Source organism: Limosilactobacillus sp. (assembly GCF_022651205.1).
GTDB lineage: Bacteria > Bacillota > Bacilli > Lactobacillales > Lactobacillaceae > Limosilactobacillus.
Genome location: NZ_JALCQI010000013.1, coordinates 13,659 through 36,398, shown reverse-complemented (window position 1 = coordinate 36,398; position 22,740 = coordinate 13,659). Strand labels below are relative to the sequence as shown.

Sequence of the window (22,740 nt, the reverse complement as noted above, 5' to 3'; positions counted from 1 at the left end):
TGAATAGCTCTAATTCAAATTAATTAAGCGAATTGACTTCGCAAATGTTTTGCTTCAAATCGTAATGATTGAAGACCCTACACATTTGATTCGTCGAAACTTTGTTCAGTTTTCAAAGGTCTACCTTGTTCAACTTCAAAGCTGAACAACATTTAATATTTTATCGCATACCCATTTCAATGTCAACAACTAATTTTAATTGATTAACTCATCAAAGATTAAATCATTGACCTCAACAAGCAGCTTAAATAATATATCATGACAACAAATTAATGTCAACATATTATTTCAAATGAATTTACAATAAAATGTAACTTTCATTCATATTACCTCACAGGCAACGATAACTAATATACCTTGTTCGCTAGTCCACGTCAATAGGAAATTCTAATTTAAAATGTATGCTTAAAATCATACAGGCAATTAAAGACTTCAATTGCAGCTAAATCAATATCATCAAAACGAAAACGTTCTCGCGGACGATAGCGTTCAAAAACGAATTCACCACTTGAGCGAATATACGTTACCTCACAAAGAGGAATTCCAAACTGTTCAAATATTCTTTTCTGTCTATTATTAGAGTGATCAAGTGTCATTGCTTGAAGTCGTTTAATAATTTTTTCTAAATTTGAAGAGTACACCCTTCATCCCCCACATTCGTTTTAAATAATAAGGGCGAGAAAACTTTTTCTCACCCTCACTCTACTTGAACATATAAAATTCAATCATACCTTGATTTTTCTTGAAAGCTTCCAAATCAATTCTAATCATTCATTTTATTTCGACAATCTATCAAACTCATTTACGATGTTGAACCCGGTTTGGCTTAACGATTAAAGCAATTATTCCAGCAAACATCCCAAAATAATACGTTAATAACCGCCAAAGAAGCATTGCTAAAATCAATTTAGTATTTGAATTAACAAAACTAGCAAATAAAACGGAAAAGCTATACTCTGCTCCTCCTGCACCTCCAGGAATTGGGAATAGTGAAATCACCATAAAGATTAACACGTGCAGGCTAACTACCATTATGAAGTTAATATGATGAACGCCTAAAGCAAGAAGAATGAAATACGGAATAATGTAGTAGAAAAAGAGCTGAGCAATTGTGACGATGCATACTCTTGCTAACTTACCATATTCCTTTTTCATTTTTAGACTTTCCTGGTAGAAAGAATCAATTTTCTCGTTCAAAAGAATCTTCATTCTTTCGTATCGTTTTGCTTTCATAAATAATGCAAGCGGCTTAATAAGCAGGTTCGTTGCTTTTTTAGTAAAGTGGTACCAATACATCACCATCAACAAGCCAACGATGACAGCAAGATGGATTGTAAAGCCAAAGACAACTAATAATGCTAATGCGTGAAGTTTTTCATCAATATAATGAAAACCAATTAGTAGCGAAATAAGAAAGTTTACTACAATCATTGCTTGAAAGACAACAAACTTCATTAAAAGAACGGAACTAGCAATTCCGCCATCCACACCAGATTGGAGCATCGCCACCAGTTGTGCAGGCTGTCCCCCAGTTGAAAATGGAGTAATCCCATTAAATAGCTGTTCAATTAGAGGTAACCGAAATGAGTCTTTCCAGGTAAAATCTGGATAGCGATCTTTCATAAATATCTTTACCACAACTCCTTCCAATCCGAGGTAAAGACAAATACAAATAACCGCAACAAGCATCCATCCCCAATTGATCGTATTAAATTCCTGAATCAAAACATGAAGATTAATGTCACGTAAGGCGTATACAAAAATCCCCACCCCAATCAGGAGCATCATAACCAGGACGCCCCAATTACGCCGGCTCATTAATTAGCCTCCTTTGCTTGTTGACGGTAAAAGCGATCCCAAACTTTTGCTAAGTGATCTTTCGAGTAACGCTTTGAAGTTTCAACTGCTCGTTCCCGTAAGTAATTCAATCTTTCCGGATTATGGATGAGTTCTACAAGCTTAGTTTGCATTTCACTGACATCCTTCGCTGGTTCGTAATCCCCATCAATGATTGAATGATACAAATCAAGATCACGAAGCATTACGGGCGTACCACAACTGAATGCTTCAAGAACTGACATTGGAAATAGTTCGTTGAATGATGGAAGTAAGAATAAGTCAGCAGCATTATTTAATTCTGCAATTTCTTTTCGACTAACAATTCCCGTAAACAGCAAATTTGTCGGTGGATTATCAACAACTTTTTTTAACTCACTGTAACCATCAGTTAAGCGGCCAAACGAAAAGCCACCTGCCCACACAAACTGGATATTGGGATTCTGTTGGGCCAGTTTAATAAAATCGGGAACTCCTTTTCGTTCCTGGATCTGACCGCTTCCGAGAACCACAAACTTGTCTGCTGGCAGATGATACTTTTTCCGATATTCTTGCCGAGTTTGTTTATCAACCGGGAAAAAGTTATCCGAGTCAACAAAATTAGGAATATAAGTCACGTGGTCACGAGGAATCCCGTACGCAACTAGCTTATCAATAAAGGATGGATTAACGACAACTAAGTGATCCATCCGCTTATAAAAGGCGATTACGTACCGATAAAAGATTCCACGAAATGGTTGTGGAATTTGTAAGCTTCCCTCTAAAGTTTCGGGAAGAAAGTGAACGTAGCCGATTTTCCGTCCCCGCTTTTTAGAAAATGTTGAGAAATAAAAGGGCAGATCAATCGTGTGATAATGACTGATCTGGCTTTTTCGATATTTATTAATCGCAATGTCAAACTGATCGGCAAAGCGAGTTTTTAAGAGATGGATTAATTCCAAGTAAGCACTGCCGACCCCTTGTCCGGCAACCTTGTCGGCAGACGAAAACATGGTAATTTTTAACATTGCTTAACTCCTCGATCGATGAAAAAGATTCCGAAATGTACCCTTTGATTGACTAGATTGCTTCTCAGCCATTGTCTCTTGGCAATCTTGATAAAATTTAAGAATCCGCTGAGCAAATACTTCTGCAGAAATCTCGTGTAATTTTGCATCACGCTTATTCTGTTCCTCAGGCGTCCGCGGATTATTAAGGTAACGAAGGACACCATTAACAAGAGCAATCCGCTTTTGGAAGCTAACCCCAATAGCTGGGTCATCAATTAACTCATCAGTATACTCACTCCGCATTACCACAATCGGCAAATCAGATGCCAATGCTTCATCATATGTCAATCCCTGGGACTCAGAATCAGACGCAGAAACAAAAACATTTGCCATTTGATAGTAATGATGAACATCATCATTATCAACCTGCCCCGCAAACTGAATATGATCAGTCAAATGCAGGTGCCGAACCTGTCGTTCCAAAGTTTCTCTTGCGGGTCCATCCCCAACTATCAGTAACTGAGCATCAGGTTTTTTAGCTAAGATATCGGGCATTGCTTCAATTAAGGTATGGATATTCTTTTCAAATGCAAGCCGGCTTAGCGATAAAAGCACTGGTGTATCTGGCTTATACCCCCACTTGGCACGGAGAGCGTTCTTCTCTTCAAGAGAATCCCGCTGACCATATACTCGCAAGTTAATCCCAGTTGGAATAATCCGAATTGGTGCGTCAACATTATAAGAACGCATTGTCTCTAACACCCGTTCACTCGGTGCCACTACTCCAGAAATATTATGGAGGTAAATATGGGCTAATCGACCAACATCCTTTGGCTTTAGAATATGGCCATTAGCAATGTAATGAAGGTAGTCCTGATACATTGTGTGATAAGTATGAAGACAAGGGATGTTCAGGTGATGCGCAACAACTTTACCCATTACCCCCAATGAAAATTCGGTCTGATTATGAACAATATCCAATTGAAGCTTCTCTGCAATCTTGATTGCGCGAAAAGCACCCCGAATGGCAATCCGTCTATCCGTAAATGACACAAAGGGGATGCTTGGAAAACGATAGATCCCATTTTCTTTGTCATCGTCCTTTGCTTTAGGATCCGTTGTGGTAAAAATATATACCTGGTGTCCCTGAGCAATTAGTTCATCACGGAGCGTCTTAATCGACGTCGCGACCCCGCTTACTTGGGGAAAATATGTATCTGTAAAAAGACCTATCTTCAAGCTAATTGCTCCTTTTTTCTTTAATCTCAATTTAAAATAATCGTAAGATCATTATACAAAAGCATCTAATGATCCGCAAAAAGGTATCCTGACAATTGTAGACTGTTCAATCAGCAACAACAAGTTTTTTTGTCAAATATTAAGATCACTTAAGGATTTATTCGATCACTTTAGGGACTGCTTGACGAACCAATCGTTCAACTTCGGCAGCAGTTGTCGCATTGAGAGCCTTGTGAACTAGCGGTTGTAATTGACGAGTACTAAGTTGATTAATTAATGAGCGAATATGCAAAATGCTGCTACTATTCATGGAGAATTCATCCAATCCCATCGCCATTAACAATGGGGTTGCTAATGGGTTGCTTGCCATCTCACCGCACATACTTACCCACTTACCTTCAGCATGAGCTGCATCAATAACTTTCTTAACTAAACGAAGAACAGCCGGATGTAATTCTTGATAAAGGTAGGCCACGCGAGGATTCCCCCGATCAGCTGCAAATAGGTATTGAATTAGATCATTACTGCCGATACTAAAGAAATCCACCTCACGGGCAAAGGCATCTGCCATCACGGCACTTGAAGGAATCTCAAGCATCATCCCGACTTCGATGTTATCTGCTACTTGAACTCCCTCATTTAATAGTCGTTGCCGTTCTTCATCCAAAATTTTTCGTGCTTGCCAAAATTCTTCAACTGTTGCGATCATTGGAAACATAATTGCTAGCCGTCCATATACCGAAGCACGAAGGAGTGCCCGTAATTGTGGACGAAGAATCTCAGGCTTAGCAAGGCCAATTCGAATTGCTCGAAATCCAAGGAACGGGTTGTTTTCTTGAGGCAGCTTTAGTATCCCCAGATTCTTGTCACCACCAATATCAAGAGTGCGGACCACTACTCGTTGCCCTGGCATTTCAGTTAAAAATTGTTTATAAGCTTGTGTTTGCTCTTTTTCACTGGGAAGTCGATCACCACTCGCATACAAGAATTCACTCCGAACCAGGCCAATTCCTTCAGCCCCATTTTGCCGAGCATCAAGGACATCAATTGGCGTTCCGACATTAGCAACAACCTTAAAGTGGCGGCCATCGGTACTAACGGTTTGTTCATCCTTTAATGTCCCCCACTCTTGTTGTTCGCGATCAAATTGGGCGGCTAATCGCTGATAATGATCTACTTCCTCTTCTGACGGATCAACAATAACTTTGCCATGAATCCCATCAACGATCAGTAAATCGCCATTTTTTATTATTTTAGTAGCCTTCTCGGTCCCAACAACTGCTGGTAACGATAGAGTCTTACTCATAATTGTAAAATGAGAGGTTCTACCCCCGTCATCAGTAACAAGTCCGGCAACAAATCGCCGGTCAAACTGTGCGGTATCAGTTGGTGTAATATTTTGAGCTACAAAAATTGCCCGATGATCCAAAAGGGTTGGATCGGGAAGTTCAACCCCCATCAAATGACTAAGCACTCTTTTAGTAACGTCCTTAATTGCCGTTGCTCGCGACGAAAGATAGTCATTATCGTTCATTTTTTCGAGAATTTTTAATTGCTCATCTGCAGTTTTCTTAATTGCCCATTCTGCAGATAAATGGTCACGATTAACTTTTTTAAGAATTTCAGCATGGAGGGACCGGTCATCTAAAATTGCCAGCTGATCATCAACAACTGCCGCTGCCCTCTTCCCCAATGATTTATGGGCATGCTGGCGAATTGTCTGAACTTCATTCAACGTTAAAGTAAAAGAATCATGAAGCCGTTTGACCTCATGATTCTCATTTGCTGAATATTGTTGGTTAACAGATAAATCTGGTCCCACTAATAGGTAGGCAGGAGCAATAGCAATCCCACTGCTCGCCGCCAAGCCATTCAAAAGTGTGGACATTAGTCTGTTAAGCCTTCCTTCTTCATTGTTTCAGCAACGGCATCCAAAGCTTCCTTTTCATCGTCACCCTTAGCAGTAATGGTAACTGAAGCATTTTGACCAACACCGAGTGACATAACACCCATGATGGACTTCAAATTAACACTCTTACCTTCGTATGAAAGGGTAACATCAGAATTATATTTAGAAGCTGCTTGAACCAGGATAGTTGCTGGGCGAGCGTGAATACCTGTTTCAGATGTAATTGTAAAATCACGTTTTTCCATAATTAAATCATTCTCCTTCGAGCATATTAGCAAATTGTCAGTGGCCAGGCCCTGATAATTTCATTGCTTTTATTTTAGCAATTGTAAACTTTAATTACAAGTTCTCTCAACGATTGATCATCGCTTTTTTAATCGATATGTAAGCGTTCCCCCACGATGGGCTTCCGCTTCAATTTGCGTCCGGTATTGATAACCATGAAAAACCGGCTGAAATGCCTGAAATTCCTCTGGAGTAATATCAAAATGACTAATCTTTCCCGAATGCAAATCCTCAAGTTCCTGTTGATAATCTCTTTCCGTCATTTAACCACCTCATTAAAGGATCTCTGACTTTTTCACCACCCTTATTTTAGCATTCATCTATCAAGAGTGCTAAAATTTAATAGAAAGTTTGACTAATTTTTTCTTAAACCAATTCATTTGGCTTGCAGTCAAACAAAAAGTAAGTATAATTAACATCAATGGTCAGGAAAGGTCAAAGATAATAATTTCCTTTTCGATGGTCGGATCTATTTTACTAAGGGGGTATTTTGCGGTGCTTTGTCAAAATTGTCATCAGAATCCTGCAACGATCCATTTACAAATGAACCTTAATGGCCAACGAGTTCAACTCGATTTATGTCAAAATTGCTATCAAAAATTACAAAACATGCAAACAAATATGATGAATGGAGGTAACGGAATGAATAATTTCGGTTTTGGAAGCCTCGAAGACTTCATGAATGCCATGAATAATATGCAAAGTCAACAAGCTGCTGGTAATGGGGCTGCTTTTAGCGGTCAAAACCAACGACAAGGCGGTAACGGTGGTCGCGGCAAGGGAATCCTTGGTCAGTACGGCATTAACTTAACCGACCTTGCTCGCCAAGGAAAGATTGATCCAGTTATCGGTCGTGATAACGAAATCAAGCGAGTTATTGAAATCCTTAATCGCCGGACTAAGAATAACCCAGTTTTAATCGGTGAAGCTGGTGTTGGTAAGACTGCTGTCGTTGAGGGCTTAGCTACTGCGATTGTTTCCGGTGAAGTACCAGAAAAGCTTGCTAATAAAGAAATCATTCGGCTTGATGTTGTTTCCCTTGTTCAAGGAACCGGGATTCGGGGACAGTTTGAAAAGCGGATGCAACAATTAATGGCCGAAGTGCGGAAGAACAAGAACATTATCCTCTTCATTGATGAAATCCACGAAATCATGGGTGCCGGAAATGCTGAAGGCGGCATGGATGCCGGAAACGTTTTGAAGCCTGCCCTTGCCCGTGGCGACTTCCAACTTCTTGGTGCAACTACCCTTAATGAATACCGAAAGATTGAAAAGGATGCTGCCCTTGCACGGCGTTTCCAACCAGTTGAAGTTAATGAACCTTCAGTTGATGAAACGATCCGGATCCTTAACGGGATTAAAGGCCGCTACCAAGATTACCACCACGTTAAGTACACGGATGATGCAATCGTGGCTGCCGCTAAACTTTCAGATCGCTACATTCAAGAACGGTTCCTGCCAGATAAGGCAATTGACCTAATGGATGAAGCGGGTTCACGGAAGAATTTAACGTTAAAGAATGTTGATCCAAACGCAATTGAAAACGAAATTCACACTGCTGAAGCACATAAGCAACAAGCAGCAGATAACCAAGATTATGAAAAAGCTGCCTTTTATCGGGATCAAGTAAGCAAGCTTGAAAAGGCAAAGAAGGAAGCGGAAGAAAATCATTCTGAGGAATCCGCAACGGTAACCGTTAAGGATATGCAGGATATTGTCGAAGAAAAGACTAATATTCCTGTCGGCGATCTGCAAAAACAAGAAGAAAACCAACTTCGGGATCTTGATAAGAAGCTTGACGAACATGTCATTGGCCAAACTGAAGCAGTTGATAAGATTGCGCGGGCAATTCGTCGGAACCGGATTGGCTTAAACAAGTCTGGTCGGCCAATTGGTAGTTTTCTCTTCGTTGGTCCTACTGGTGTTGGGAAGACCGAAACGGCTAAGCAACTTGCTCTTCAACTATTTGGTTCTAAGGATTCAATGATTCGTTTTGATATGTCAGAATACATGGATAAGACATCTACTTCAAAACTTATTGGTGCGGCTCCAGGTTATGTTGGCTATGAAGAAGCTGGTCAATTAACTGAACAAGTTCGTCGTCACCCTTACAGCTTAATCTTGCTTGACGAAGTGGAAAAGGCTCACCCTGACGTTATGCACATGTTCTTACAAATCCTCGATGATGGTCGATTAACCGATTCACAAGGTCGGACCGTTAGTTTCAAGGACACGATCATTATCATGACTTCTAATGCCGGAACTGGCGATGCTCAAGCTAGCGTTGGTTTTGGTGCTGAGTCAACTGGAAGTACTCACTCAATCATTGATAAATTGACCAACTACTTTAAGCCAGAATTTTTGAACCGGTTTGATGACATTGTTCAATTCAATGCCCTCAGCAAGGATAATTTGATGAAGATTGTTAACCTGATGATTAGCGATGTTAACAAGATGCTGACTGACCGTGACTTATCAATTACTGTTCCTGAAAATGTTGATGAGAAGTTAGTTGACTTGGGGTATGATCCAAAGATGGGTGCGCGTCCTCTTCGTCGGGTAATTCAAGAACAAATCGAAGATCGAATTGCTGACTATGTTCTTGATCACAATGATGCTCACGAGCTTGCTGCACAACTAGATAAAGATGGTAATATTACTGTTGTTGCCGCACCACAGGCAGATAAAGTTACTGATTAAAAGTTAAATTACGAATAATCTATTGGAGACTGGGAAAAAACATGTTTTTCCAGTCTTCTATTTTTTTACACTTTGTTAACCTGTTCATCACAGAGGTTTCACCTTATCAATGCTATAATGAAAAGTAAATATAGTTGACGGGGTGAAAAGGATGGAAGATAAGTTCAAAACAGGAAACCCAATCTGGGTCTACTACACAAATATTGATACTGGAGAAAACCTGGTTGTCCCCCAACTCTTACGGGGATTTATGGGAGAAGAATATTCCGTTAAAAAGAAGCAATTCGACGGTTACCAATTTGTCAAAAGTGAGGGGGAATTAACCGGAAAATTTGATGATCAGCCACATAGCATTCACGTTTATTATCGGAATAAAAACTGGGGTGAAGTGGAATCGATCGAAATGTATCTCCACCTCGATGCGGTTACTGCAGTTTACGATATGCCGAACGGGATGCAAGTTGGCACTCCTTTCCCGGACGATATTGTTCTGAAGGCCTTTCACCGCGTTGCAACTAAATCAGGAGAATTTTGGTACGAAATTGGCAGTGATCAATGGGTAAAATACGACAAAATGACAATTGTGGATAACCCATTCAAAACCGAAGATGAAGACTTTCAATCTAAGCTTGCTGACAATATGGCAGTAATTCCAATGAAGAAGACAAAAGCAGTGATTGACTATCTTCCAGGAAGATCAATTGACGCTTTTAATAAACCATATGGTGATAAAGTTGGCGAAATTAAGGATGGTCAAGAAATCACGATCACTGGTAAGATGAGTGATAATGATGAAATTATCTGGTACAAAGTCGGTAATGGAATGTTTATTACCGGTAACTATGTCAAATTGGAGGATCAAGATGGAGACTAATCAACAAACAATTGCAGTCGTTGGTGTCGGTAATATGGGGTCCGCAATTATTAAGGGACTCGTAAATACGAACCAGTTTAATATCATTGGCGAAAACCCAGATAATCCTCGGGTTACCAAACTTGGACAAGATCTCAGCTTTACCGTCGTTAATAATAATCAAGATGTTGTTAATGCTAATCCTGACTTCGTTGTGCTTACTACCCCCGCACCGATCACAATAAAGATCGCTCAAGAATTAAGCCAGCTTCCCGCCTCAACAACTGTTATCTCAGCAGCTGCTGGTGTTTCATTGAAAGAATTACAATCAGTGATTACCAATGCTACAGTGGCAACAATGATTCCCAACACCCCGGTTGCCGTTAATGCAGGAACAATTGGGCTAGCTCTTCCTGAAGCGATTACCGATGAAAAGGCAAATAAGATTATCGCTTTCCTTAAATTATTAGGTGATGTGATCCCAGTTAGTGAAAATCAATTAGATATTGTTGGCGTCATTGGCGGGTGTGGACCAGCATTTGTGGATGTCTTCATGGATGCCATGAGTGATGGTGCCGTTGCGAACGGAATGAATCGACAAACAGCTTATCGTTTGATTTCAAGTATGGTTAAGGGAACCGGGAAACTTGCTTTTGATACTAACAAACTTCCCGCTGAACTTCGTGATCAAGTTACTTCACCAGCCGGCACAACAATTAAGGGTGTAATGGCCTTGGAAAAGAATCAGTTCCGCTATGCAGTAATTGATGCAATTAACAAGGCAGCCGGAAAATAAGAATGGTAAATTTTAAAAAACAATCCCGTTACTAATCGGTTAAATGACTAGTGACGGGATTGTTTGTGTTTTAAATTATTTTGGGTAATGGAAGGCGAAAAGGGTGCTTGCTGTGACCGCAATCTCTGTCTAGCTTTTTCTAGGCAACTTAGTCTAAACGTGCTTCGCTCGAGTTTCCTAGAGCTAGCAACCTCCTTCCTAGGCGCGAGTCGCCTTCGTCAGGAGAAATTGCTAGCTTTCCGGAAACTCTTTGGAGCGAAGGCACTCTCTTTCCTTAATCCCTTCTCAATTGCATTTTATCGTTGAAGAACTTGGAAAGAAAAATGACGATAACCATGGTGATTCCCCAAATGATCCACCAGGTGCTGGAAGAACTAAGAATTGTCCACAGAGCACTATTAGGACCGATCCATTCATTATGTTGATAACCAATATTAAGGCTCATCATTGCCCGAATAAGTGCAACCAAGAAAATGATAAATAGGATCGGCAGGCCGATGCCGACAATCCACTTCCAGGTCCGGTTAAGCAAACCAAATCCATTACCAATCATTTGAAAAATTAACGTACTAGAAAGAAGAACTAATAATTGCATCCCCATCGCCTGCCAACTTGCTAGCGGGTGGTCAAACAAGCTTAATAAGTTATTAACCACCCAAATTCCAATGGTAGCAAGGGCTAAAGCAATCAATCGTCCCCACCAAAGGGTCTTTCGTGAAATCCCGTTTTGAATTGTCCACTTAAAATCATCATAAGCAGTAATTAAGAAATAACCGAGTAAAATCATTGTGAATACTGGCGGTAATACTCCTGGAATTCCTTGCAAGCTAACGAGAAATGAATCAACACGACGATCAATTAGCAATTCAACAAAATATCCCAAAAATACTACGCCGACAGCCCAAGCAGCAGCAACGGCTAACGCCCAACCGAGGCGATGAAAAACATTGGTAATTACTAATCGTTGTTCATGACTAAGCATCTTCTTGTTGGCCTCCATTCGTTAAGTAGATAAATAAGTGCTGTAAATCATAGTGTCCAATCTGAACTTGATCAGGAAGAATCCGATCTTCTGGTAACTGATCAAAGACATGGGCTGTCCGAATATTCCCCAAGTCGGTTGTTGAAAGGACGTTCAACCCTTCCGTATACTGATCAACTAACTTTGCAGGACCAGAAATATCGTATGCCCGGTCCAGCAAATCCTGAACATCAGCATCCTCAAGAACCCGATGACGATCAATCAAGATCACATGCTCAACCAATTGTTGAATTTCATCAATTAAGTGAGTTGACAAAACGATCGTCCGTGGCCGCTTTTGGTATGACTTAATTAATTCTTGATAGAAAATTTCACGGTGGTTAGCATCTAATCCTAATACCGGCTCATCAAGAAAAATATAATCAGCATCAACGTTTAATGCCAAGCTAATCTTAGCAGCGGTTTTTTGACCAGTGGAAAGTTTGGCAAATTTTTGGTTACCATCAAGCTCAAACTGTTTAAGCATTTGTTCAGCATTTTGATAATCAAAATTACCGTATGCACCATCAGCAAGGTCAAACATTTGGTTAATTTTTACCTGCTTATAGTAAAGGTTATCTTCACCAATAAGGAAAATCTTATCCAAAGTTTGATCAGTATTGACCTCCTGATCACCTAACTTGATCGAACCAGATGTCGGAAAGATCCGGTTACTGATTAAGTTTAGGAGAGTCGATTTCCCCGCACCGTTTCGACCGAGCAAGCCATAAATTTTTGCCGGCTCTAAAGTGAATGAAACATCATCAAGAATTACTCGACGTCCAAATTTCTTTGATAAATGACTAATCTTTAATTGTTCCATCATGCTCACCCCGCTCAATTAATTCGACTAAATGTTGCTTATTAATTCCTAATTTATGTGCTTCCACAAGGAGAGTTTTGACATAATCCTTATAGAAACTTTCTTTACGCTCTTCCATAATCTTTTGTCGAGCCCCCGTTCGTACAAACATTCCGCGTCCACGGTGCTTTTCAATCAACCCCGCATCAACCAGGATATTCATCCCTTTCAAAACCGTTGCTGGATTAATATGTAATTGCTGGGAAAGCTGGGTAGTTGATGGTACCTGGCTCCCTTCATCAAAGCCACCGGTAAAAATCATTTCTTCCAGTTGACTTGCGATTTGTTGGTATAACGGTGTTGACTCGTTAAAGTGAAATTGCAAAAGATCATCTCCTTAACAGCCAATTAGTTATATGGTTAATTGCTTATGTAACTAACTATATAGGATCCTTAAAACTTTTGCAAGTTTAAATAAAAAATAGTTTAAATTATATTTTTAGCCGTTCTTTATATAATATATAGGAATCTTTCCGAATATAATTGAATGGAAAATAAAGAACTTGGTCTTGATAATCAAGATATCAAACAACGCTTAATGAAGTCATTTAACTTAACTGCTGAACAGGCTGTCCAAGCGGTACAAAACAAATAGTGTCAACACCGATTTAAAATTGTCAGAAATCACCGGTTTAAAAATGTACTTTTTCACCGGTTTAAATGCTGCTTTGCATGTTGTTCCGTGTAATCTTTCATACGATATGATTTGCCAGAAATTTTAAATATTTCTGAATGATGGACTAATCTATCTAGAATGGCATTGGCAATAGTAGGATTAGAGAAAGTCTGTCCCCATTTAGATAGTGGAATATTAGTAGTAACAATGATTGACTTTTTTTCATATCTCCTTGAAATTAGCTGAAAGAATAGGTTAGATCCTAAATCATCAATTGGTAAGTAGCCGATTTCGTCGATTATTAAAAGCTTATAACGAAGATAGTTCTTGAGCATCGGCTCAAGACGATTCTCTTGATAGGCTAATTTCAGCCTTTCAATTAGTTCATGACAATTAACAAAATAAGTACTTAAATGATTTTTACATGCTTCAACTCCTAGTCCAGTAGCTAAATGTGTTTTCCCCACACCGGAACTGCCAATAAATAAAACATTGCGTGCATTCTCAACAAATTCCATTGACATTAAATTGGTTATTTTCCCTTTATCAACAGAAGGTTGAAAATTAAAATCAAAATCTTTAATTTCTTTTTGATAGGGAAAATGCGCCGTGTGAATTGACATACGTGCTGAGCGATGCTTACGGTAATTTAATTCTTTATCAGTTAATTGTTTAAGGATTTCAGCTAGTGAGAGTTGCTTGTCTCCTTCAAGGTAATTTGGTAGATATTCTTTAATAGCATTTAGTTTTAGTGCTTCTAAATTATTTTCTAATTCTGTATAAGCTGTCATTAATTTATCCTCTTAAATTGTCAAACATAGTAAGATTACGTTGAACCTGTCTCTCCAATTCTTCTTCGGCGAGATCGTGATATACACCATTGGCGAGTATTTCTTGTAGATCATCATGGTGGTAATTTATTTTCTGATTCGAAAGCGAATGCTTTCGCAGAAGACGGCCATCAAATGATACAAGAAGTAGTGAGTCGGTTATATTGACTGTAACTTCTTTTCCGATATACTTAACTGGTACAGAATATTTATTACCCTTGTAAGTGATCATGGATTCATTGGAAACTTTGCGAGTTTGATCCCGATCAATTATTGAAAGAAGCAAATTCTTGTCAAAAGGCGATAAATATTCTTTTTCTTTTGTCCATAAAGTGTTGGGCTTCTCCCCAGTTGCTTGACTCAATTCATTATTAAGCTGCACATTTAACTTATGAATTAGCTGTGCTAAGTCATTTACATTATCAAATTCATAATCATAGACTCTTAATCGTTCAATGGTTCTAGCTAGCGATTCGACTTTACCTTTGGTTTGTGGTCTGAATGGTTTGCATGATTTAGGTGTGAAACCAGCGGTGCGTGCAAACTCCAGTAACTTCTCATTCCATACAACCTTAGTAAAGGAACTTCTAGCATGATCAACAGCCGTTTTCATATTGTCGAAGACAATTTCCTTAGGAACTCCGTTCATGAATTCAAAAGCTCCGACTAAACTGGAGAATAAGGTATCTTGTTTCCGATCAAAGACAAAGTTAAGATACTTTTTCCTAGAATATCCAAGAACATAAAGAAAAATTGAGAACTTAATAGGAGTACCTTTTCGGGTATGTAGAACAAAATCCTCTTTCCAATCAACTTGTGCAGATTGACCTGGAGCAGTCTGAATTCTTACAACCGGAGTTGTGTGCTTTTTCACTTTAATTTGATGACAATAATCACGCAATATACTTATACCGCCGGTATAACCCATTTCCTTAATAAAATAGAAAATTGAAGTAGCTGAACAAGAATTTTTAACCTTTTCATCAATAATGTTTCGATAGGGATCTAGTTTACTTTTACGTCTTTTTCTTTTGTTTTCGTAACCATCTTCTTTCAAATAATAATATTTTTTAGCAGTCCTCGGATCACAGCCTAATTGGCGACCTAATTCAGTGAAATTTGGTTTAATTTTATCCATTTGATATTTTCTCAACTCCTGTCGAATATCTTGTCTCATATAAATTCCTCCAGATTTAATATGAAACAAGTATAAAAAAATGTTGGAAAATCGACAATTTTAAATCGGTGTTTTCCAACATTTTATAACCGGTGTGGACAAATAGTTTATATTCTTTAAAACTTAAAAAATCCTGTAGGCGTATTATAAAGTACCCTCCAGGATTTTTAAGATCTATTAATAAAACATTACAAAAAGCTATTATTCTCCCTGTTCATCCTTCACCGGATGCTCAATCCGATAAATATCAAACATGTATTCAACCACAGTCTTAAGAACAGCATAGAATGGGATACAAAGAATCATTCCGGCAATCCCAGCAATGTGCCCCGCAGCAAGCAAGAGAACAATGATTGTTAGTGGATGAATTTTAAGGGTTTTACCGATGATATTTGGATAAATAATGTTACCGTCAATCTGTTGAACAATCAGGACAACGACAATTACCCAAATTAGTTTATCCGGTGCCATTGTCAAAGAAACAAATAGTGCCGGGGCGATCCCGATGTATGGACCAACATAGGGGATAATGTTGCACAAACCAGCGACAATCCCAAGGACAAGTGCCAGTGGTTCGTGGATAATTAGGTAACCAATTGAAGTAAAGACACCAACGAAGAGACATTCAATCACTTGTCCGGCAATGTATGAAGACAAGGTGTTGTTCATCTTGCCAAGCAACTGGTTAACTTCCTTAGCGTGGTGTGGTGAAAGCCACTTTTGAATGGCAGGAACCAATTTTGAGCCATCCTTTAACATGTAAAAGAGCATCACCGGAACTGTAATGGTAACAACGGTAATGTTAGTAACCATTCCAATAATGTCGCCAACCCGTTCAGAGAGCCCCTTCAAGATCTTTTGTGCATAAGCGGCTAATTGATGATCAAACTGACGGTAGTATGCATTAAGATCCACGTGTTTCAACGGCGAATGCTTAATCGTATCGTTCATTAAACTCTGCAGCCCATTAACTGTTTGCGGCAAGTGATTAACTAATTGGCTAATTTCCTTTACTACTGGTGGAATTAATGCCGAAATTCCCCAAATGATAATTAGTATTAGCAGGACAACAATTAGTAAACTAGCCACGCCACGATTTATCCGGAATTTACCGATCCTGATCTTCATGATCAAATTCAGAATTGGGTTCAACATGTAATATAAGAATCCCGACAGCAGCAATGGGACAAAAACTACTGATAGGAATGTCCAAAATGGCTTAAAAATAAACTGAATTTTGGTACAAACAAATATTAGTGTCGCAATTGTCAAAAAAACAATCGGCCAAAACAGCCAATGATAAAATTTTTCTCGATTCATTATAATAATCCTAACATTTACAAAATAAAAGGACACCTCGTAAAAGCAGGTGCCACAACATCCCTTCTACCATACACTAAGGATGTTTGATTGTAAATGAGAAAAATAATTCATTCCTTTCTATTAGCAATCTTAACCTTGAAATTCGTATCTGTAGTACTACTTACTTCATCGTTTTAACAACATAGTGCTTACCTGCCGTGACATCGTACTGAACAAGACGGTAATCATGAAGTAGCGCTTTTTGCTTTTTCGTTAGCTGGTTTTCTTTAAGGATCTTACCTTTTTGCGTAATAAAGCGACTGTTACTATTGTAGGCATTCACATTACCGCTTGCCTGAACATCCTCGGTAATCACCGGCAGCTGTTCGTAAACCCGTGTCAGCAAGGCCTGATACCAGTCCACCTTAGAGTTGGTTTGCTTAGCTGCCATTGCAATAAAGTCGTTTGGCGCAACGTAAGCTGTCTTCTGCTTAAAGTTCCGTGCGCCATGTTCTCGCGCATACCGATTAGAGTAAATGAAATAATCTGTTTCATGGAGTTTAAGGCCATCCTTGGTCATCTCATTGCCATAGATTCCTGGTAAGTGATCCCCATAAAAGACAACCGTAATTGGCCTTTCAATTTTGTCAATTGCCGTAATGAATTGTTTCATTGCTTCATCAGTATGGTGGATCCCAGTGGTAAAATCATTTACTGACGACTTATCAGTACCGGCAGAAACTTTTGTCGCCTGATATTTACTAATCTCATTATAATAATGTTGATTATACGGGAAGTGGTTCTGCATCGTTACCAGGTTAATGAACCGGCCACCATGATAATTCATTAATTGATCTAACACATTTTGGTAGGAAGTTTGATCGGAAAAGTATGGACTACGATCAATCTTTTTCTGATGACGAATTGGGTACTTACTTCCCAGATAAAGAAAGCGATCAATGCCAAACTTTCGGTAAACCTCCGTTCGGTTATAAAATGCACCGTTGTAGGGATGGATTGCAATTGCAGACTTAAATTGCTGAGCGATTGATGGATTGTTTTTCAAATTATTAACCAATTGGGTATACGGTGTTGGCAGGGTCGGCGAAAAATTAGTTAACGCGAACCCGGTCAATGCCATATATTCCATGTTGGCTGTTCCACCACCATACCCTGAACTGATCATTAAGCCACCAGTATTTTGTTTACTGAGTTTAGTAATGTACGGTACGGGATTGTTCTTCAATTGCACCCCGGGAACCCGTTGTGGATTAGCAAAGCTTTCACTCAAATTGAAAATAATGGTTTGCTTACTAAATGAATTAGTTCGCTGACGGTTAATTTGCTGAGCATCCAAATGGTACTTGCGGACAATTGCAGCCATTTTCTGTCGAGAATATCCAGTTGGCTTAGCCATTACGGTAACGTCAATGTTGTTCATGAATTGAAGTAGTGGACCATTGATTCTTGCCCCACTTAATTGGTTATAAAACATTGGCTGATCATCAATGGAAGTCATCAGATTATTAAAGGGTGTATTCTGATGATTCCACAAAAATGCTGTCGCAAATAAGCATGGGGCCAGGAGAACAAATAGCAACCGTTGTGTTACCCCCCCCACTGCGTTTCTTAGGGGATGAGTCTTTTCTAGCCAAACAGTTACCGCAATCAGGATCATTAAGGTTACCAGGGCAACTATCCAAACTATACCATCAACCATGCCAAACAAGTTTTTAGCGACCCGCACCATCGCAAGATCTGCAGGAAGGATTGGTTCGTTTCGAGCAACATTTTTTTCATGATTAGCCACAACAAAAACTGCACTGATTGCAATAACACTAATCAACCCGATCCAATAGCGATTGGTCAATGCCTGGATAAACTTAATGACCGCGAAGATCAAGAATGCCGTAAAGAGTAATAGTAGCTCCCGTTGACCAAAAGTGTAGGCAAAAATATTGTAGGTTGCATCAACGTTCGGACTTACAGAAAAGCCGTCATTCATTAATAGCATCGAAAGAGCTGCGATTAGGTAGGAGATAAACCCCAGAATAATGTTTGGCATCCAGGAATTAAGCCGCTGTTTTATTAATTGAAGCTGTTCGTCAGCGGATTGACCAGTGAACCGATCAATTCGCTGAAGGTGTCGCTTAGCAAAATTACCCGTTGATAATCTACACCAAACGTAGGAACATGCTAAGGAAAAAAGGAGAAAAATAATTGTAATTATTCCCTCCTTCAAGCTGCCATAAGCGTTGTGAAGTTTCACGATGAGTTGGACACTTGCCAGTAATGCCGTATTCTCAATTAACGTTAAGTAGGAATATAACGATCGCCAATTTGGCTGTTCTAAGTGATTCACCGTAATTTTGACAATTCCATAAGCAGCTAAAACGGTGAAAATATTGGTTGGTGTGGTGAAGCGACTTGTTGTTCGCCCATCAATACTCATGAATGGCATGATCCCTTGAAGGACAACTGTGATCAGTAATCCTAAGCCAGTAATAAGAAGCCATTTTCGATGATAACTTCCCTGCTTAACATTGGCACCAAGGACAAACAGTAACGCATAAAATAATGTTAAATGGTTACTCGTCCATCCCCAAATATTTGGTGTCCAAAAGAGTGGGACAATTATGAGAAGCCAAATACTAATCAAAGCCGATCGACGCCAAATGAATTTTTGATCATTAATTACTGCAGTCAGAATTAGTCCCAGTAAGCTTCCGAAAATCAGTGGATAGGTATTCCGCAATAACGGAAAAGTTGCATTGAAGAAGTCGATATGAAAGACTGTGACCTTTGCAAGCTGGTTGGTGCTAAGTGCCACTAATACACTAGCCAGGACACCCAGGACTAAAGCGTTCAGCCATGCTTTAATGATTGTCGATTCACGATGACTCCTTTGTGATAGGAAATACCCTAACAGTAAAATCAGAATATCAGAGCCAAGCAATGTTAAGCCTTTTAAGACTTCATACGCACTGGTGTGAAGACTGGCATTACTGTAACTTGCTATATGTGGTCCAAGTTGCCAATATACCTGAGCAATTCCAACCCAGAACATCAGCGCAACCCAAACTAGATTACTTTTTAATCGATGCATGATTTTCTCCCCTAAAATAATATCTTTCCTATTTTAATATAGACGGTGGGGAGATACAAAAAATAGTATACAAAAGGCCTGTAATAGCAACGTTGATTATTGCTATTACAGGCCTTTTCATGGTTATAAATGCTGACTAGAGTCGCTGTTTTGTATTAGCTGAGGTATTGGTATGACAGTATTAGACTCTAAACGTGTTAAAAGTGTATTCAGAAACTATGGTCAAAAGCTGATGTGACAATATATTAGTTGTAAATAATTTACTACTAAATATAACATTTAAGCTATCTTAATTAATACTAAGTATTACACATTAATTCCCTTGTTACTAGAAAAATAATTAATAATTTGCGTATCGTTTCGCTCCATATTTGGGTCATCATAAAAACAGAAACTCAACGATTTATCTTTACAAAAATAATTGAATAGAGATGGACGGAGTAGTTGAGTTTTTTGACTGTTATAAGCACTTCTCCTCATATGCTTACCGTTTGAAGTTACACCAAGGCGTTTAATATGATGACAGTACTTTTTGTCAGCATTAGCAGGAGAATTGCTACCAATTTCATCAAGAACAATTTGTCGAAGTGACTTTTGGTTCTTATAGTTTGGAAAATAGTGGTTTGGAAATTGACTGCTTAAACTCATATAAAGATTCTGAAAAAGCGTACCAAGTTTACCATCCTCATATGGAATATTAAAAAATATTCTGATCTCCTTAGTAGTAGCTGAAGAAAAACTATAATCATTTACCATAACTGCTAGCTTATCAGATAAATTATCTGCATCCATAAAAATTAGTTTTGCAATATCGGAATTATTTGTATCGTCAAGAATTCGCTCAATCAATACAATATACTTCGTACTTTTATAACTAACGTAGCAAGGATAAATAACAACTTCTTCTTTCTCCATTTCCATTACAACTTGACGTAATTTAGTAAAATATTTCAACACCAATACTTCCTTTTTACTATACGAACTTTATTCTTCTATCCCTCGCTTAAACGTATCAAAAATCAACTGATCCTTAATTACTTCCCGATCTGGAGTTAAGTCCCACGGTGAACCTGGCCGATGAGTTTGCTTGCTTAATCGAGCAGCGTTGTAGTTAATGTAATCTTCATTCACTTTACTTAGAAGGTCCGCAATCTCGCCATCCTGTGAAACTAGGTTGTAGTCATCCATCGCTTCTTTATCTGGTTTATCAATGTCCAGAACACTCTGACCATTAAATTTAGAATGTACTTCCGTTATCAATGGGCCATATTGGAAGTGAACGATTGTTGAAGAAAATAATTTATTTCTGGTTGCGGCTAAAAATCTCCCATATGCAATGTAGAGCAGTTTAATGACCTTCATTTGTGTCAAAGGGTCAATATTTAAATCGCTATCCCTTTCAAAATAGTTTTCAACTCGTAACCAATTAGCTAATTGTACGGCCGTAAACTTAGGTTTCTCCTTTTGTGACTCAACCACACCATCATTATTACTTAGATAAGAGTTCACCTTCGAAATTAATTCATCAGAGTAATCATTCTTTTCATCAGCAATATATTGTTGAAGCACATCATCATTAGCAATGAGTGATTTTAGCAGTCTATTATTGGCTTTGGTAGGAAATGCACCAGCCTCGTAAAGTGCTATTGTATTTGGACTTAACCCAGTTAATTCAGCTAAATTACGTTGAGATAGTCCTACCTTAGCACGATATTGCTTTAATTCTTGTGGTGACAGTAATCCCATCTCATCACGGTATTGTTGACGAGCTATTTCGGCAGCTTGATCATCCAGCTCTTTATCCGGAATCAGTTCATTGGTGTTACTGTCAAAAAGAGCCGGCGCCGTTACCGTGTACTCATGTCCGTTAATGGTATAAGTAGTTGTGAAGTTCTTTTGGTAAGCCATATAAACCTCCTCCTTTAATAATCAAGATGAAAACTGATAAGTACCACTTTCTGGTTGTTCTCAGTAAAAACAAACTTAATGTAATAAGTCTGTCCATCACTAGTTTTAAATACCCAAACAAATTGTAATGGATTATTTCGATTAGGTTCATGTTTGACAAAATCGTTAATGGATAACTGTCTAACAATTTCCTTAGCTAAAGTTACAGAAACCGGCATTGCCATTCTACTTTGTCGTTGAACCATATAAAATCGATCATGATTTACAAGAAATTTTAATCTTGCTAATGCCTCACCAACCTCCATTACAATCCTCCCAGTATTTTATTGCTATATCATTATAGCATGACGGTCATGCCTTTACTACTAATTAGTAGCAAGAACGTTAAAAAGTAAAGTATCTTAATCAAAATTCACAAAATGATCAAGATATTCTGCATATGATTAAGATAATTCAGTTCACTAAAGTTAAAACAGCGCTATTTAAGTAACCAAAAGCCTGTAATGCCAACAATACGCTGGTATTACAGGCTTATGTGTTCTTTGTGGTACTCACTACAGCTTCAGCAATATCTATATAATTTTAATCAACAAAAAGCCAAGTAATATTAATTAAGTCTCCTTTATTACCCTTTCATTGCACTTCATTACAAAAATTGCAAAATCAACCATTTTAATTGCTAAATATTTACATTAATATTTCAACTATGTTACAATATATGCATCGAAAGAGAACAACAACGTTAAAATTAACGTTGCCGGAAGGAGTGCTATTACCATGAAGATGAATAAGAAAGTTTTAAATAGTTCACTTGTTATTTTACTTGCACTAGGTCTAGGTGGTTGTGCTGTTGGCAGTTCCACAACTACATCGCACAAGACCCATGAAGCATCAAGTTCACAAGTGGTTAAGCAAAGTCACAAGAAGAGTGAAAAGTCAGCATCAACCAGTGCTAAAACTGCAGCTGCTACTAACCACTTAGCAAGTACAAACGTTGCATCTTCAAGTAGTAGCACAAGTTCTGCTAAGAACGTAACTACCAGTTCGGCTGCAAGTGCAACTAACAATGGTGCTAACCAACAAGTTACTGCTCCAGCTAAAGTTGCTAGTTCATCAAGCAGCGTTAAGGAACAAAAATCAGTTCAACTTGGTTTAGGTGATGTCGCAACTTGGACTGACTCTGAAGGAGTTACCCACAATGTTGATAGCGATGGGATGGATCGCTACACTACCAAGGGAAGTTCCCAAGTTCAATACAAAGACTGGTCAGGAGCATTACCAAGTGGAGTTACAGTAAGTCATAACGAATAA

The 22,740-nt window shown here is 38.7% G+C and carries 21 protein-coding genes; 4 read left to right on the top strand and 17 right to left on the bottom strand.

The window, feature by feature from the left end; all coding sequences use genetic code 11:
* Window positions 1-392: 392 nt before the first annotated feature.
* From LKJ51_RS04225 to LKJ51_RS04195, 7 genes are all read right to left on the bottom strand, one after another.
* The gene (locus LKJ51_RS04225; RefSeq protein WP_003716813.1) at window positions 393-641 is read right to left on the bottom strand and encodes a YkuJ family protein; all 249 of its coding nucleotides are present in this window, start codon (window positions 639-641) and stop codon (window positions 393-395) included.
* Between the two features lie 157 nt (window positions 642-798).
* Window positions 799-1,818 carry a lysylphosphatidylglycerol synthase transmembrane domain-containing protein gene (locus tag LKJ51_RS04220; protein ID WP_291980126.1) on the bottom strand — a complete coding sequence of 340 codons (1,020 nt, stop codon included), beginning with the start codon at window positions 1,816-1,818 and terminating at the stop codon, window positions 799-801.
* Complete coding sequence (locus tag LKJ51_RS04215; RefSeq protein WP_098045335.1) at window positions 1,818-2,843, bottom strand: glycosyltransferase family 4 protein; 1,026 nt, start codon at window positions 2,841-2,843, stop codon at window positions 1,818-1,820. The genes LKJ51_RS04220 and LKJ51_RS04215 overlap by 1 nt, the downstream gene beginning before the upstream one ends.
* Before the next feature lie 3 nt (window positions 2,844-2,846).
* Window positions 2,847-4,064, bottom strand: a complete 1,218-nt coding sequence (locus LKJ51_RS04210) for a glycosyltransferase family 4 protein (RefSeq protein WP_098045334.1) — start codon at window positions 4,062-4,064, stop codon at window positions 2,847-2,849.
* A gap of 157 nt (window positions 4,065-4,221) precedes the next feature.
* Window positions 4,222-5,952, bottom strand: a complete 1,731-nt coding sequence (gene ptsP / locus LKJ51_RS04205; protein WP_291980125.1) for a phosphoenolpyruvate--protein phosphotransferase — start codon at window positions 5,950-5,952, stop codon at window positions 4,222-4,224.
* Entirely contained in the window at window positions 5,952-6,218 is a 267-nt protein-coding gene (locus tag LKJ51_RS04200) for a phosphocarrier protein HPr (RefSeq protein WP_003716808.1), read from the bottom strand. The genes ptsP and LKJ51_RS04200 overlap by 1 nt, the downstream gene beginning before the upstream one ends.
* 117 nt (window positions 6,219-6,335) lie before the next feature.
* Window positions 6,336-6,521, bottom strand: coding sequence for a hypothetical protein (locus LKJ51_RS04195; RefSeq protein WP_003716807.1), 186 nt, complete (start codon window positions 6,519-6,521; stop codon window positions 6,336-6,338).
* Between the two features lie 232 nt (window positions 6,522-6,753).
* On the opposite strand from LKJ51_RS04195, the gene LKJ51_RS04190 reads away from it, so the two are divergent.
* From LKJ51_RS04190 to proC, 3 genes are all read left to right on the top strand, one after another.
* Window positions 6,754-8,958, top strand: a complete 2,205-nt coding sequence (locus tag LKJ51_RS04190; protein WP_098045331.1) for an ATP-dependent Clp protease ATP-binding subunit — start codon at window positions 6,754-6,756, stop codon at window positions 8,956-8,958.
* Window positions 8,959-9,109: 151 nt separating this feature from the next.
* Entirely contained in the window at window positions 9,110-9,832 is a 723-nt protein-coding gene (locus tag LKJ51_RS04185; RefSeq protein WP_003716805.1) for a MucBP domain-containing protein, read from the top strand.
* Window positions 9,822-10,607, top strand: a complete 786-nt coding sequence (gene proC, locus LKJ51_RS04180) for a pyrroline-5-carboxylate reductase (protein ID WP_291979479.1) — start codon at window positions 9,822-9,824, stop codon at window positions 10,605-10,607. Before LKJ51_RS04185 ends, proC begins: the two co-directional genes overlap by 11 nt.
* A gap of 274 nt (window positions 10,608-10,881) precedes the next feature.
* Here the strand turns inward: proC and LKJ51_RS04175 are convergent, their stop codons facing one another.
* The 10 genes from LKJ51_RS04175 to LKJ51_RS04130 all read right to left on the bottom strand — a co-directional run bounded on the left by LKJ51_RS04175 (window position 10,882) and on the right by LKJ51_RS04130 (window position 21,734).
* Window positions 10,882-11,589: a hypothetical protein gene (locus LKJ51_RS04175; RefSeq protein ID WP_040530881.1), complete on the bottom strand. Its 708-nt coding sequence runs from the start codon at window positions 11,587-11,589 to the stop codon at window positions 10,882-10,884.
* On the bottom strand, window positions 11,582-12,454 hold the full coding sequence (locus LKJ51_RS04170; protein WP_003716802.1) for an ABC transporter ATP-binding protein: 873 nt from the start codon (window positions 12,452-12,454) through the stop codon (window positions 11,582-11,584). Before LKJ51_RS04170 ends, LKJ51_RS04175 begins: the two co-directional genes overlap by 8 nt.
* Window positions 12,432-12,815, bottom strand: a complete 384-nt coding sequence (locus LKJ51_RS04165; RefSeq protein WP_003716801.1) for a GntR family transcriptional regulator — start codon at window positions 12,813-12,815, stop codon at window positions 12,432-12,434. The genes LKJ51_RS04170 and LKJ51_RS04165 overlap by 23 nt, the downstream gene beginning before the upstream one ends.
* 323 nt (window positions 12,816-13,138) lie before the next feature.
* Window positions 13,139-13,897, bottom strand: a complete 759-nt coding sequence (istB, locus tag LKJ51_RS04160; RefSeq protein ID WP_098035575.1) for an IS21-like element helper ATPase IstB — start codon at window positions 13,895-13,897, stop codon at window positions 13,139-13,141.
* 4 nt (window positions 13,898-13,901) lie between these two features.
* Complete coding sequence (gene istA / locus LKJ51_RS04155; protein ID WP_228342631.1) at window positions 13,902-15,113, bottom strand: IS21 family transposase; 1,212 nt, start codon at window positions 15,111-15,113, stop codon at window positions 13,902-13,904.
* A gap of 201 nt (window positions 15,114-15,314) precedes the next feature.
* Complete coding sequence (locus LKJ51_RS04150; RefSeq protein WP_191337229.1) at window positions 15,315-16,433, bottom strand: AI-2E family transporter; 1,119 nt, start codon at window positions 16,431-16,433, stop codon at window positions 15,315-15,317.
* A 163-nt stretch (window positions 16,434-16,596) separates the two neighbouring features.
* Entirely contained in the window at window positions 16,597-19,521 is a 2,925-nt protein-coding gene (locus LKJ51_RS04145; protein ID WP_291979480.1) for an LTA synthase family protein, read from the bottom strand.
* Between the two features lie 306 nt (window positions 19,522-19,827).
* Complete coding sequence (locus LKJ51_RS04140; RefSeq protein WP_291980123.1) at window positions 19,828-20,478, bottom strand: DUF6037 family protein; 651 nt, start codon at window positions 20,476-20,478, stop codon at window positions 19,828-19,830.
* A 27-nt stretch (window positions 20,479-20,505) separates the two neighbouring features.
* Entirely contained in the window at window positions 20,506-21,429 is a 924-nt protein-coding gene (locus LKJ51_RS04135) for a type II toxin-antitoxin system antitoxin SocA domain-containing protein (RefSeq protein WP_263316755.1), read from the bottom strand.
* Window positions 21,430-21,443: 14 nt separating this feature from the next.
* Window positions 21,444-21,734 carry a type II toxin-antitoxin system MqsR family toxin gene (locus LKJ51_RS04130; protein WP_003716795.1) on the bottom strand — a complete coding sequence of 97 codons (291 nt, stop codon included), beginning with the start codon at window positions 21,732-21,734 and terminating at the stop codon, window positions 21,444-21,446.
* A 472-nt stretch (window positions 21,735-22,206) separates the two neighbouring features.
* Between LKJ51_RS04130 and LKJ51_RS04125 the strand changes: the two genes are divergently transcribed.
* Entirely contained in the window at window positions 22,207-22,740 is a 534-nt protein-coding gene (locus LKJ51_RS04125) for a hypothetical protein (protein WP_291979483.1), read from the top strand.

Bases quoted from the DNA above. Each gene is read 5' to 3' on its own strand.
- LKJ51_RS04220 (WP_291980126.1), bottom strand. From the start codon at position 1,818: ATGAGCCGGCGTAATTGGGGCGTCCTGGTTATGATGCTCCTGATTGGG.
- LKJ51_RS04215 (WP_098045335.1), bottom strand. From the start codon at position 2,843: ATGTTAAAAATTACCATGTTTTCGTCTGCCGACAAGGTTGCCGGACAA.
- ptsP (WP_291980125.1), bottom strand. From the start codon at position 5,952: ATGTCCACACTTTTGAATGGCTTGGCGGCGAGCAGTGGGATTGCTATT.
- LKJ51_RS04200 (WP_003716808.1), bottom strand. From the start codon at position 6,218: ATGGAAAAACGTGATTTTACAATTACATCTGAAACAGGTATTCACGCT.
- LKJ51_RS04195 (WP_003716807.1), bottom strand. From the start codon at position 6,521: ATGACGGAAAGAGATTATCAACAGGAACTTGAGGATTTGCATTCGGGA.
- LKJ51_RS04185 (WP_003716805.1), top strand. From the start codon at position 9,110: ATGGAAGATAAGTTCAAAACAGGAAACCCAATCTGGGTCTACTACACA.
- proC (WP_291979479.1), top strand. From the start codon at position 9,822: ATGGAGACTAATCAACAAACAATTGCAGTCGTTGGTGTCGGTAATATG.
- LKJ51_RS04175 (WP_040530881.1), bottom strand. From the start codon at position 11,589: ATGCTTAGTCATGAACAACGATTAGTAATTACCAATGTTTTTCATCGC.
- LKJ51_RS04170 (WP_003716802.1), bottom strand. From the start codon at position 12,454: ATGATGGAACAATTAAAGATTAGTCATTTATCAAAGAAATTTGGACGT.
- istB (WP_098035575.1), bottom strand. From the start codon at position 13,897: ATGACAGCTTATACAGAATTAGAAAATAATTTAGAAGCACTAAAACTA.
- istA (WP_228342631.1), bottom strand. From the start codon at position 15,113: ATGAGACAAGATATTCGACAGGAGTTGAGAAAATATCAAATGGATAAA.
- LKJ51_RS04150 (WP_191337229.1), bottom strand. From the start codon at position 16,433: ATGAATCGAGAAAAATTTTATCATTGGCTGTTTTGGCCGATTGTTTTT.
- LKJ51_RS04145 (WP_291979480.1), bottom strand. From the start codon at position 19,521: ATGCATCGATTAAAAAGTAATCTAGTTTGGGTTGCGCTGATGTTCTGG.
- LKJ51_RS04135 (WP_263316755.1), bottom strand. From the start codon at position 21,429: ATGGCTTACCAAAAGAACTTCACAACTACTTATACCATTAACGGACAT.
- LKJ51_RS04130 (WP_003716795.1), bottom strand. From the start codon at position 21,734: ATGGAGGTTGGTGAGGCATTAGCAAGATTAAAATTTCTTGTAAATCAT.
- LKJ51_RS04125 (WP_291979483.1), top strand. From the start codon at position 22,207: ATGAAGATGAATAAGAAAGTTTTAAATAGTTCACTTGTTATTTTACTT.